This is a genomic window from Salinactinospora qingdaonensis, assembly GCF_039539445.1.
Classification (GTDB): domain Bacteria; phylum Actinomycetota; class Actinomycetes; order Streptosporangiales; family Streptosporangiaceae; genus Salinactinospora; species Salinactinospora qingdaonensis.
Genome location: NZ_BAABDD010000012.1, coordinates 46,663 through 58,718, shown reverse-complemented (window position 1 = coordinate 58,718; position 12,056 = coordinate 46,663). Strand labels below are relative to the sequence as shown.

The 12,056-nt window shown below is 69.9% G+C and carries 8 protein-coding genes; 2 read left to right on the top strand and 6 right to left on the bottom strand.

Annotated elements, in window-relative coordinates; translation table 11 throughout:
* The first annotated feature begins 259 nt into the window (after positions 1 to 259).
* Entirely contained in the window at positions 260 to 688 is a 429-nt protein-coding gene (locus ABD848_RS14220) for a MarR family winged helix-turn-helix transcriptional regulator (protein ID WP_344971936.1), read from the top strand.
* A gap of 1,097 nt (positions 689 to 1,785) precedes the next feature.
* Positions 1,786 to 3,402 carry a TROVE domain-containing protein gene (locus ABD848_RS14215; RefSeq protein WP_344971933.1) on the top strand — a complete coding sequence of 539 codons (1,617 nt, stop codon included), beginning with the start codon at positions 1,786 to 1,788 and terminating at the stop codon, positions 3,400 to 3,402.
* Positions 3,403 to 3,853: 451 nt separating this feature from the next.
* On the opposite strand, the gene ABD848_RS14210 is transcribed toward ABD848_RS14215, so the two are convergent.
* The 6 genes from ABD848_RS14210 to ABD848_RS14185 all read right to left on the bottom strand — a co-directional run bounded on the left by ABD848_RS14210 (position 3,854) and on the right by ABD848_RS14185 (position 11,968).
* Positions 3,854 to 6,799 carry a type I polyketide synthase gene (locus ABD848_RS14210; RefSeq protein WP_344971931.1) on the bottom strand — a complete coding sequence of 982 codons (2,946 nt, stop codon included), beginning with the start codon at positions 6,797 to 6,799 and terminating at the stop codon, positions 3,854 to 3,856.
* Positions 6,796 to 7,494, bottom strand: a complete 699-nt coding sequence (locus ABD848_RS14205; protein WP_344971929.1) for a class I SAM-dependent methyltransferase — start codon at positions 7,492 to 7,494, stop codon at positions 6,796 to 6,798. Before ABD848_RS14205 ends, ABD848_RS14210 begins: the two co-directional genes overlap by 4 nt.
* A 126-nt stretch (positions 7,495 to 7,620) precedes the next feature.
* Positions 7,621 to 8,808, bottom strand: coding sequence for a styrene monooxygenase/indole monooxygenase family protein (locus ABD848_RS14200; protein WP_344971927.1), 1,188 nt, complete (start codon positions 8,806 to 8,808; stop codon positions 7,621 to 7,623).
* The gene (locus tag ABD848_RS14195) at positions 8,805 to 9,038 is read right to left on the bottom strand and encodes a hypothetical protein (RefSeq protein WP_344971925.1); all 234 of its coding nucleotides are present in this window, start codon (positions 9,036 to 9,038) and stop codon (positions 8,805 to 8,807) included. Before ABD848_RS14195 ends, ABD848_RS14200 begins: the two co-directional genes overlap by 4 nt.
* A gap of 6 nt (positions 9,039 to 9,044) precedes the next feature.
* On the bottom strand, positions 9,045 to 9,941 hold the full coding sequence (locus tag ABD848_RS14190) for a hypothetical protein (RefSeq protein ID WP_344971923.1): 897 nt from the start codon (positions 9,939 to 9,941) through the stop codon (positions 9,045 to 9,047).
* Between the two features lie 998 nt (positions 9,942 to 10,939).
* Positions 10,940 to 11,968: an NAD(P)/FAD-dependent oxidoreductase gene (locus ABD848_RS14185; protein ID WP_344971921.1), complete on the bottom strand. Its 1,029-nt coding sequence runs from the start codon at positions 11,966 to 11,968 to the stop codon at positions 10,940 to 10,942.
* Positions 11,969 to 12,056 lie beyond the last annotated feature (88 nt).

Sequence of the window (12,056 nt, the reverse complement as noted above, 5' to 3'; positions counted from 1 at the left end):
ACAGCGATGTTCGAAGACACAGCGCCCCCTTCAAGGCTGCCGAGATCGCGCAGCGATCGAGGCACGAGCGGACGGAGAACACTCCCGCCCCGGACACACACCAACCCCCACCTACGACCCACCCACCAGCGTGACAAACCCATAGAAACACCCCCCGAGAAGCTCGCCACCCTAATGCAGCTCGACGAGGCGTCACCTCATCACCGCCCCTCGAAGGAAAACTTAGACGCCTAAGCATTAGGCGCCTGATCTTGGAGGTGTGGGGCAACCACGACAGCAACCAATCGGATTACTGGTCTCGCGCACGGCCAAGACGCTCAGCCGTGCCTTCGGTAAGGCGCTCGCCGAGGCGGGCGGATCGGAGCCGGTGTGGCTGATCCTGCTGTCGCTGAAGAAGAATCCCGACAGTACGCAGCGCCAACTCGCCGAAGAGCTGGAGATCCGCGAGGCGACGCTGACACACCACCTCAACGCGATGGAACGCGACGGCCTGGTCAGCCGGGCACGCGACCCCCGCAACCGGCGGGTCCACCGGATCACGCTCACCGCGGAGGGCGAAGCCGCGTTCCACCGGCTGCGTTCGGCCGCTGTGGCCTTCGACCGCCAACTGCGCTCCGCCATCAGCGACAGCGAACTCGCCGCCGTGCGAGACGTCCTCCACCGGCTGGCCGACAACGCCGACCGGTGATCCGGTCACCGCCTCTGCACGGCCCGCCCCCACCAGTGGCCGACGGTCACGCCAGGCTGCCGAGATCGCGAAGCGATCGAGGTGCGAGCGACGGCGGACGAGCAAGACAAGATCAGCCACCGTATCGGGCTCCACAGCAACCTCCGGGCCCGGCCCCCGTCTGGTGTGCGCCGCGCGATCCTCCAGCGGCCGAAAAATCGGCCGGCGCCCGCTCCCGGATGTGGGGTAGGGTCGCCTTCGCCCTTCCCGGTGTGTAGTCGGCGGGTCCTTCGCTCCGTTTCTATTTCAGGGAGTCGCCGGCACGCGAACGCCGGCGCTCGGTGCTACCGAGATCCCGCTCCCGCCGACGCTGTGGCCTCGGGAAGGGCACCTGTGCGGCTTGCCCTGGCGCCTAGAGGAATGAGCCATCTCTCCTCGTAGCCCGTGGCGACCAGGTGCTTCTTGGAGGGGCGGCGACGGGAGCGGTTGGCCCACGGGGCGTTGCGTGGCGGGGCCGGCGACACGGGGCGGCGGAGGGGAGAACGTCCTTCGTTCGCTCGTGCCTCGACCGCTTCGCGCTCTCGGCAGCCCCCTCGGGGGCGAGGTTCGCCATGACACTCTCACACGCCCCCCGGTGAAGCCCGCCCCAGCGCAGCCGCACCCCACAGGCCACCCCGGCCGCCACCAGCCCTCGCCGTCGCCGACCTATCGCGGCAAAAATGAGTGGCTTTCGGGCGATCCCCCTCGATACGTTAATGAGCACGCGCTTCCCGGTGCGTAGATGACGGATACTTCTGGCGACCCACCCGGTTCGACTCCGGCACTGTCGCACGGTTCGCCGTGGCGGCAACGGGAACCGTCATCGCCGTGGACTCGGGAGGGGCGTCGCGACAACACGTGCCAGTCAGTGCCCGGTGCGCAGGCAACGGATACTTCACCTTGTAAGTGAGAGGCCGCGGGTTCGAATCCCGCCACCCCCACCACGGGGGTGTAGCTCAGCCCGGTAGAGCACTAACGGTTCCGTGGCCGTCTCGGTCTCGGGCACTGCGGCACAGCGTGGTCGCGAACGCCCACTCTCGGTGTCCATTTGTTGACCGCAAGTTTTTCGAGGTGTGCGTATGGCCAAGTTCAACCGCCCCACCGCCGCCCCCCACGCCCCCGGCCCGCTGATGAGCGAGACCGTCGCCTCCGGACGCACCTACGAGGGCGCGCCGGGCTACCTGCGTGACGCCCGCTCGGAGCTGTTCGTGCTGGCGGTGTCCAACATGGTGGGCGAGCACACCTTCTACGAGGCCGCCGAGGAGCGCGACGAGCGGTTCCGCTCCCTGGTCGCTGCGCTGGCGGTGGAGGACGTCGACTGGCTGGCCGACCTGCTGTACTGGCTGCGCCAGGAGGCCAACCTGCGCTCGGCGCCTCTAGTGGGAGCCCTGGAGGCGGCCAAGGCGCGGCTGGCCGCGGGACTGCACGGGCGCAGTCGACAGCTCGTCGCCTCGGTGCTGCGCCGACCCGACGAGCCCGGCGAGGCGCTGGCCTACTGGGTGGGCCGCTACGGTCGGACCATCCCCAAGCCGGTCAAGCGGGGTGTCGCCGACGCGGCCACGCGACTGTACACCGAGCGTGCGCTGCTGAAATACGACACCGACAGCCGCGGCTTCCGCTTCGGTGACGTGCTCGACCTCACCCACCCCGCCGCGCGCGACGAGCGCCAGGGGGCGCTGTTCCGGCACACGCTGGACCGGCGCCACCAGCGGGACAACCCGATCCCGGGCGAGCTGGCCACGCTGCGGGCGCGCGCGGAGCTGATGGCGCTACCGGTGCAGCGGCGCCGGGAGGTGCTGCGCCGCCCCGACGCCGCCGACACGCTGGCGCGCGCCGGCATGACGTGGGAGGCGCTGGCCGGGTGGCTACAGGGGCCGATGGATGCTCAAGCGTGGCAGGCCATGCTGCCGTCGATGGGGTATATGGCCAAATTGCGTAACCTGCGCAACTTCGACCAAGCGGGCGTATCGGGCGAGGTTGCCGATGCGGTGGCCGCCCAGCTCGCCGACCCTGACGAGGTGGCGCGTTCGCGGCAGTTGCCGATGCGGTTCCTGGCCGCCTACCGCTCCGTGACCAGCCTACGCTGGGGCGCCGCGCTGGAACGGGCGCTGGGCCACTCGCTGGCCAACGTGCCCGAGCTGGCGGGACGGACCCTGGTCCTGGTCGACCAGTCGGGCTCGATGGGCGCGCCGCTGTCGCAGCGCTCCGAACTGACCGGTTCCGACGCCGCGCAGATCTTCGGTGCCGCGCTGGCGCTGCGCTGCCGGAAGGCCGACCTGGTGCAGTTCGACACCAGCAGCGAGCGGGTGGCACTGGGCGCGGGGGATGCGCTGCTGAAGGTGACCGAGCGGTTCTGGGGCGCGCGCGGCGGCACGAACAGTGCCGACGCGGTGCGCAGGCACTACCGCGGCCACGACCGGGTGATCATCGTCACTGACGAGCAGGGGTGGGCCGGAGCCGGCGGTGAGGAGCCGACGCGGGCCGTGCCGCGGCGAGTGCCGGTCTACACGTGGAACCTGCTGGGGTACCGGTGGGGCCACGGCCCCTCGGGCAACGGCAACCGGCACCTGTTCGCCGGGTTGAGCGATGCCGCGTTCCGGATGGTTCCGCTGATCGAGGACGGCAAGCGGGGCCGGTGGCCGTGGCTGGCGCCGGCAGCGCGCCAGCCGCGCTGGCCGCGTCGGTGTCGGGCGTAGGAGTCGAGGGGCAGCGGGGCACCCGCGCCCTGGCTTCCGGCGCCCGGCGGCTGCCGTTGGCGAGGGCTGCCGGCAGGAGGCCGGTAGCCCCCTCAGCTCCCGCCCCGCTGCGGAGGACGCCACCGCTGCGCATCCGTGAGCGGTGGCCCAGGCAGCGGGGACAGACCGGCCGCGGGTTCGGCCCGCGGCTGGGCGCGCGCTCGTTCGGAAGCGACACAGCGAGACAGCGCTTTAGGGATCGGCAGCAACGTGGGGGCGTCCGCCGATCCGCGAGCGGTGGACTCGCCCGCGGCTCCCGTTCGGGTGCGACTCCCCTGAACTCCAGGGGAGTACACGCGGGCCGGCGCTCTCACCAGGGGGAGCAGGGCGCCGGCCCGCGGCCGTGTGCCGTCCCTCGACGCTGCCGGGCAGCCGGCGTCGAGGGACGGCACAGCTCAATGAGGAGGCCCGGTCACGAGGTGACGGCCTCGACCGGCTCGGGGGCAGGAGTGGGCAACAGCTCCAGGAGGGTGTCGGCGAGGGCGTTGATCGTGGCGGCGCGGTAGATCGTGGCGGCGTCGAGCTGAGCGAGGGCCGGGTGGAGGTCGCGTAACTGGGCGCGCAGCACCAGCAGGTCACGCGAGGCCAGTCCGATGGCGGTGAGTTCGGCGTCGTAGTCGGCCTGGGTGAGAGGGACTGAGCTGAGGTCGGCGACGATGCCGCGGATCGCCTCGACCACCAGCGCCCGGCGCTGCTCGGGTGCGGCCGTGGCCAGCGCGTCAGCCAGCGGCGCCGCGGGAGTGGCGTCGGTACCGGTGTCGCGGTGCCAGTGCGGCGGCGGTAGCTCGGCGGGGCGCCACCGGGAAGCGGTGGGCCATACGGGCGTGTGGCCGCGGGTGTAGAGGCCGGCGAAGGCGGCCAGGAGGCGAGTGTGCTCGTCACCGGTCGAAGAGGAGCCGGGGGCCACGGTGGCTCCGGGCAGGTGGTGGTGGGTCAAGGTGTCCTCGATGGCGTGGCTGAGCACGGAGCGCGGGGAGATCTCGACGAAGGCGCTGTCGGTCTGTTCGGCCAGGTGGCGAATGGCCGAATGCAACTGCACCGGTACGCGCAACTGGCGGGTCCAGTATCCGGTGTCGAGGTACTCGCCGGCGACCGTCTCAGCGGTGGCGGTGGAGACCATGCCCACATGGCCGGCCTGGGGGTGCAGACCGGCTATGGACGCGGCGAAGTCGTTCAGGTAGGGGTCGAGGAAGCGGCTGTGGGCGGGTGGACTCTCGGCCACGTAGCGGGCGAAGACGCCACGCTCCTCCAGGTGATCCCGCAGGGTGGTCAGCACCTCGTGGGGACCGGTGAGGATGGTGTGGCCGGGCCCGTTGTCGGCGGCGACGCTGACCTGGCCGCCCACCTCGGCCAGCACCTGCGTGACCTGCTCGCGGTCCAGGGCGGTGGCCAGCAGGCCGCCCTCGGCTGCGGCGTCGGCGAGGACGGCGCTGCGCGCGCACACCAGGCGAGCCGCATCGTCGAGGGAAAGGACTCCGGCGACGTGGGCGGCGGCGACCTCGCCCAGCGAATGGCCCACCACCATCTCGGGGATCACCCCGCGGGTGCGCCACACCTCGGCCAGGGCCACCTGAACGGTGAAGGTGGCCTGCTGCACGCCGGCCACTCCGCGCGGTTCCCGGCCCGGCGTCCAGGGCTCGTGGCCCTCGTGGCGGGCCAAGGCGGCCTGCACCCGTTCGACGGTGGCGGCGAACTCGGGGAAACGCTGGGCCAGCAGCGTGCCCATGGCGGGGTCGTGTCCGCCTTGTCCAGGGAAGACGAAGACCATCCGCCGCTGCCGGGCAGCGGTGTGGGGGCCCACGGCTTCGGGGGGTGTGCGCCCCGCGGCCAGCGCGGTCAGCGCCTCCCGTGCGGCGGGCACCGAGTCGGCGATGACGGCGGCACGGGTAGCGCGGTGGTCGCGGCCGTGGGTGGCCAACGCGGCCGTGGCGGCGAGGTCGGCCTGTTCGTCCAGGTGCTCGGCCCACGTCTGGGCGGTCTCGGCTACGCCTTGGGCAGTGGCAGCGGACAGCGGCAGCACCACCGGCCCGGCGGGTTCGGCCTCGGGCGTGGCCGCACCCGCCGAGGAGCGTTGCGGCCCGGGCGGGCTGGTGAGGACGGCGTGGGCATTGGTGCCGCCGTAACCGAAGCTGGACACTCCGGCCACGCGCTGCTCCTGGGCGGGCCAGGGGCGCGCCTCAGTGACCACCTCCAACGGCAGAGTGGCCAGCGCGGGGCGAGGTTGGGTGTGGTGCAGCGTGGCCGGGATGCGGCCATGGTGGAGGCTCAACGCTGTCTTGATCAGACCGACCAGGCCGGCTGCGGACTCGGTATGGCCCAGATTGGATTTGACCGAACCCACCCACAGCGGCTGCTCGGGCGGGCGGGCGAACGCCCCGGCCAGGGCCGTGGCCTCCACCCGGTCGCCGGCGCGGGTGCCGGTGCCGTGGGCCTCCACATAGTCCACCTCGTCCATACCGATGTCGGAGACGGCGTAGGTGTCGCGCAGCAGCGCGGCCTGAGCCTGGCTACTGGGGGCGAAGAGTCCACCTCGGGAGTGGCCGTCGGTGTTGATGTGGCTACCGCGCAGCAGCGCGTATACCCGGTCGCGCTCGGGGAGAGTCTCCCCCCAGTGGGTGAGGACGACGGCGGCCACACCCTCGCTACGCACGTAACCGTCGGCGGCGGCGTCGAAGGGTTTGCACCGCCCATCCGGTGCGAGCACCCCACCGTCGACGAAGGCGCGGGTGATCAGCGGGTTTTGCAGCAGGTTGACCCCGGCCACGATCGCGGTGTCGACATCGCCGACGGCGAGATCGCGGCACGCCTGGTGGGTGGCGGTCAGCGCGCTGGAGCAGGCGGTGTCGACGGTCACGGCCGGTCCATGCAGGTCGAGACAGTGAGCCACGCGGGCGCTGAGCATACTCGCGCCGATCCCGCCGGCGGCCAGCATCCCCGGCCGCTCACCGGCGGCGAAAGCCAACGTGGCGTGATCGGGCGCGGCAGCCCCCACGTAGACGCCGATACGCCGACTCGCCACCGACTCCAGCGACATACCGGCGTCGTAGAGCGCGTCGACGACCACCTCCAGCAGCAGCCGCTGCTGGGCGTCGATGACGGCGGCCTCCTCTGCTGAGATCCCGAAGAAGCCGTGGTCGAAGCCGTCGATGTCGGCCAGCGCGCCGGCCCGCCAGGGCTGTTCGGGCCGGTCCTCGGGGGCCAGCAGGTCGCGCATCACCTTCCACCGGTGCTCAGGCATCGGCGCTACCGCGTCGCGCCCCTCGACCAGGAACTCCCAGAACGCGGCCGGGCCATGCACGTCTCCGGGCAGGCGGCAGCCGATCCCCACCAGGGCAGGGGTAGCTGTGGGAACCGTCATCTAACCACCGCCTCCCAAACGGCCACACAGCCAAACGCGCGGGTGGTGACGTGGGCGAAGTGGCCCTCCAAGAGGTCATGGAGGTCTTCGACGGAGTCGTTGGCGTTGGAGAACACGCCGGCGGCGTTGTACTGCTCGATTAGCCGGGCGGCGCTGGGCTTGAGGTGCACACCGGCGCCCTTGGGGACGATGGTGGCGCCGAAGAAGCATCCGCCGGGCTTGGTTACCCGGTGAGCCTCGGCGACCAGCGGTTCCAGGTCGCCGATGCCAGTGCGTTCGATGGCGTGCAGGGTCATATAGGAGTTGATCGAGTCCACGCTGTCGTCGGCGAGGTTTTCCCACGGTGTCAGCGCGCTGTGGTGGTGGCTGTGCAGCGTGAACCGGCGGCGCAAGGTGTGGGAGGCGATAGCCAGGCAGGCGGGGTTGACGTCCATCAAATGCAGGGTGCGCACCGGGCTCCAGGCGGGTAAGCGGCTGGGGAAGTAACCGTTGCCCACGCCCACTTCCAGGTGTTCCTGGCCGGCGTGGGCGGCCAGCAGTGTGTGCAGCACGGGGTTGGGCACGCCCCACACGCGGGGGTGGCGCCACCAGATCACTTGCGGCGTGTAGCGCCACCGCATCGTCAGACGGGTGTAGAGACCTGGGTTGGCGCCCTCTGGTGCGGCGGGAGGCGAAGAGGCCGGAGGAGACGACATGGGGTTCCTCATCTCAATGGGGGGATCATCCATTAATGACACGGGAATCGATGACAAAACGGACAGAAATGACGAAGGAGAGCCTGGGGCCTCACGCCGCAGGGGTGGCGGCCACTCCCGCCCCGGTCAGTCAGCGGAGACGAACAGGCTGGGGTTGTCCCAGGCGGTAAACCAGGCGTTGGCGGCTTCGGGATCGGCCACGGCCTGGTGGAAGCGCTGTTGCTCCTCCTCAGAAAGCTGGCCCGACCAGAAACTCTCGATCATGTGCACGAAGGCGCTAGCGGGTTGCACGAAGTGGGTGTCGTAGTCGGTACAGGCGCGGATCATAAAGTCGACGTCGAACGGGCCACCGTCCTTGGCCTGGGCGAGGATGTGGTCCCGGTAGGTCAGCGCGGCGCGGGTGGAGCCGGCCCACCCCTGGCCGGTGGTCGGGCACAAGGGCCGCACCGTGTCGCCCATGCCCAGCACAACCCCGCCCGAGGGCAGGTAGCCCACGGGACGGCGCCGGGCCGGTTTAGTGCGGGTGAGGATGGCCGCCCCCGAGTCCACCAGCTCGGCCGCCGCGCACTGCTCGTAGAGGTCGGGGGTGAACTGGCGCAGCCGGGCCATCAGTTCAGCGTGGGCATCGACCCGACGCCCCTGGTCGGGGCGGCAGTCCAGCGGACCGTCCAGGCGTGCGCTGAGGAACACGCTGTGGGCCGGCCCATGGCCGGTGAGGATGGGCACCTGGAAGATCTCCCCATAGGGAGTGGTGACCACCTGCAAGTCCGCCTCCCCGGGACGCACCCCTTCCAGGTAGACCTGGCAGATCGCGCGTGGATGCGCCGCCTGCTCCTGGCCGGCGTCCAAGGGGAACAGCGCGCCGAGTTCACCGCTTCCCACCGCGATGATGATGAGGTCGTAACGCCCCGCGGTGACGTACCAGTCCAGTTCGGAGACGGTGACGGCGTGGATGTGCACGCGCCCGCCACGCTGGTCGAAGCTTTCCAGCCAGGCGGCCATCTTCTCGCGCGGATCTACCGCCGTCCCCTGACCGGGGAGGGCGCCCACGAACCCCACCGGATCGGCCTGGGGCGGGCGGGCTGACAGGCTGGCGGTGCCGAACCGCGGCGCGCGATCCGACCAGTGGTCCAAACCCACCTGCTGTTCGGCCTCCAGGGTGGAGGGGAACATGACCTGAGTGATCTCGGCGTTGCCGAACCGCAATTCGCCGGGGTACTGGTTGGTGAACAGCTCCACCTCCACCTCCGCGTCGAGCAGCTCGTGGGCCAGCATCAACCCCGACTGGCCCGCTCCCACGATCGCCACCTTCACCGCTGCACCTCCTTGTTGCCTACTGGGGTCATGGCCGCGGCCGGTACGGCCCCCGCGGCGGGCCATGTCGTGGTGGGGCGGGGCGCTCTCGGCACCACGTCCACCGTCGAGGCGGGGATCGCCTCGGAGGACCGCGTGGTCGCTCCCGTCACCGCGCAGCCGCGGATGAGCGGCCCGCGGGCCAGGCGCGGCCCTGACCGCTCCGCTCCCACGATCAGGAGCTTGCTCATTACCGCTCAGTCCTCCGCGTGTTCGTGTTCCCAGCGCTGTCGCGCTGCCTCAGCTAGCGTCTCGACCACACGCAGTGGGGTGGCGTGGTCACCGGGGTCGGCTGCGACCACCGGGGTGTCTGTGGAAAGGGCCAGGTCGGCGCGGAGGCGCGCCGATGTGGCCGCGTTCAACGAGGGCGAGGTGACCGCCAGGACATGGACCACTCCGCGTCGCCGACAAGCGGCCAAGGCGGGCAGTGCCTCCTGTGGGCGGCGGGCGTCGACGGCCACGATCGCGCCCAGCGCGCCGCGGACCAGGTCGTGCCACATGAAGCGCTCCCCGTCGGCCTCGGCGGGGGTGGCGAACGCCAACACCGCCTCGTCAGGGGCGGTGGCGCAACGCACGAAGGACACCGCCGACTCCGTGGTGGCGCCCTGTTGTGGGAGCGGGAGGCTCACCGGCAGTCTCGCCCCCGGTTGACCGGTCAGGGTAGCCAGCAATCGAGCTTTGTCGGCGGTGGGGCCGCCGGCGACGACGACCTTGGCTGAGCGGATCGTCCTGGTGATGGTGCCGAGCTCGATCGGAGGGGAGGTGAGGTGGGCGAGCCGCCGCAGGACAGCGGGTGCGGCGGGGTCGAGAGGAGCAACGGTGGGCAGGAGGCGTACCAATTCGTCGTCGCCGCAGGAACGGTGCCCGAGAAGTTCATGCAGCCCCACCAGCACCGCGCCGACCGGCCGGCCCAGGTAGAGCGCGATCTCGGCCACCGAGGCGCCCGGCCACACGGCCGTCCACACCTCCCACGCCAACGGAGCCAAGGTCTCCGCCGTCACCAGTGAATACTGGTGGGGATGCGGCTCCACCAGCGAGTGCATCAGCAGTGGATCACGGGCGAAGAGACGGATTCCCGCGCCTGGTTCAGCCAAGAGGGAAGGCGTTGAAGACATGGGAGGTTACTTTCAAATTTTGACCGATGGCTACTTCGGGGGATCTTACGGCGCAAGAGGGGAAACCGGTGACGATAGTAATAAGCTCTCACTTTTCGTTTACGGTTGTCGACCGCTGCTGTCAGGATCGCCACCTGCGACAGGGGGCATTGCTTTCCCGTCGGCAGACTGGTGATGACCTGGGCCGACTTCTGATTAACCGCGATTTCGCCCGGAAAGCGACATTTTTCCTTCGCTGAAGATTCTGGTAGATTCCTCTGTTCCCCAGCCGCGAGCTCAGCAGTGGTCGCTGGGCTGGAACTGTGGCCTGCGCCCCCGGCCCTCTCGCCACCGCGCCCCGCCGGTTGAGTGCGCTCCCATCAGATACCCCGTAACGCTGCCACCTGGACAATAGCCATGGCACGGCGCCGGAGAGAAGGGCCGCGAACCTCTCTCCCCTGCGTGCCCCTCAAGGGGAGATTCAAAAGCAGCCAGTCGAGATTCTTTTATCTCCTCGACGCCAAGCACCCCGAAAACCTAGAAATGTAATAATCATCACTCTCGCTGCACGATGAAGCCAGACCGCAAATCCCCCCCCAAGTCGGACACGAGACACCAGCCCACCATATCCGTTATGTCCGTTTTCATGTCTCTTGAAGGGTTCTTCTCTGAGAAACATGAAATCGCCAGCCACTACATTCGCACTTCGCAAGCGAATTAAGCCCCGAATCTCCCCCATAAGCAACAATGCGAAGATTGCCTGTTTTTACGCTCACCGCAGGTATGACCAGGCGCAAAAGGCAGTCGTGAAGCGTATCGGACGGCCCCCACGGGGCCCGACGCGTGCCGCCGGCACCATCCCCTGTTCACCGCCGGCCGCAGCGTGCGAGGCAGGCTCCGCGACGGGACTGTGGTGGCCGCCCGGCATGAGCAGGGAGAGCGTGCTCGACCACGATGGTGCGCCACGGCCTGCCCATCGGCCGCGACGCGCGTTATACCTACCCGTGCGCCAAGGCCACGCGATGAATGGCGACGGCCCGGCGGGTCTCCTCCTCGTTGAGGTCGGCGTTGATGGCCGCTCCCGCATGCACCCCCGCGGCGGCGGCACTGATGACCTTGTCGTTTACAGCGGCGACGTTGCCGGCCACCCACACGCCGGGGACGGCGGTGGCCCCCATTGCGTCGGCGGCGATGTGACTGCCGATCACGTGCCCGCCCATCTCCTGGTCGGTGGGCTCCAGCCCCAGGGAGGCGAGCAGGTCCGTGCGGGCGGTGAGGCGCGGAGCGACGGCCAGCGCTTGGCAGGCCAGTAGGGTATCGTCGCGCAGGCGCAGGCCCGACAGCCGGCCGTGAACGGTCTCCAAAGCGGCTACCTCGCCCTCGACCACAGCGATACCTCGGGCGGCGAGCCGCTCGCGCTCCTCATCGCTGGGGTCGCCGGCGGTGTGGGAGAAAAGGATGACGTCGCTGCTCCACTGCCGCCACAGCAGGGCGTGGTGGACCGCCAGCGGACCGGTCGCCAAGACGCCGATCGTCTGGTCGCGTACCTCCCAGCCGTGGCAGTAGGGGCAGTGCACCACATCGGTACCCCACAGCTCAGCCACACCGGGCACGTCGGGCAGTTCGTCGACCAGACCGGTAGTCACCAGCAACCGCGCGGCACGCACCGTGGCACCGTCGGCGAGGACGACCCGGAAGTCCCCACCACCTTCAGCATCGGTGGTGTCGTCGCTACCCTCGCGGTGGACCGCCACGACCGTGCCCGTCAAGAATGTAACCCCATAGTGGGCCACCTCCTCGCGGCCGATGCGCAGCAGCTCGGCAGGGGGTGTGCCCTCGTGCCCTAGGTAGGCGTGCACCCCGTCAGCCGGGGCGTTGCGCGGCTGCCCAGCGTCGACGACCAGCACCGAGCGCCGCGCTCGCCCCAACGTCAGCGCCCCGCCCAGCCCGGCCGCGCCACCACCGACCACCACGACCTCATAGCGCTGTTCGTCCCCGTCACAGGTGTTCGTGGTTTTCTGTTCCATATGTCGGCCCCCGCATTCTTCTTCCGTTCTCAGGCTATGGTGTGGCCTCCTGAGACGGTTTGACAAAATTCTTTGCCGGGGTAGCAAA

What these genes read in the sequence shown, in the direction of transcription:
- ABD848_RS14185 (WP_344971921.1), bottom strand. Translation starts at nt 11,968, where the DNA reads ATGGAACAGAAAACCACGAACACCTGTGACGGGGACGAACAGCGCTAT.
- ABD848_RS14215 (WP_344971933.1), top strand. Translation starts at nt 1,786, where the DNA reads ATGGCCAAGTTCAACCGCCCCACCGCCGCCCCCCACGCCCCCGGCCCG.
- ABD848_RS14205 (WP_344971929.1), bottom strand. Translation starts at nt 7,494, where the DNA reads ATGTCGTCTCCTCCGGCCTCTTCGCCTCCCGCCGCACCAGAGGGCGCC.
- ABD848_RS14195 (WP_344971925.1), bottom strand. Translation starts at nt 9,038, where the DNA reads ATGAGCAAGCTCCTGATCGTGGGAGCGGAGCGGTCAGGGCCGCGCCTG.
- ABD848_RS14210 (WP_344971931.1), bottom strand. Translation starts at nt 6,799, where the DNA reads ATGACGGTTCCCACAGCTACCCCTGCCCTGGTGGGGATCGGCTGCCGC.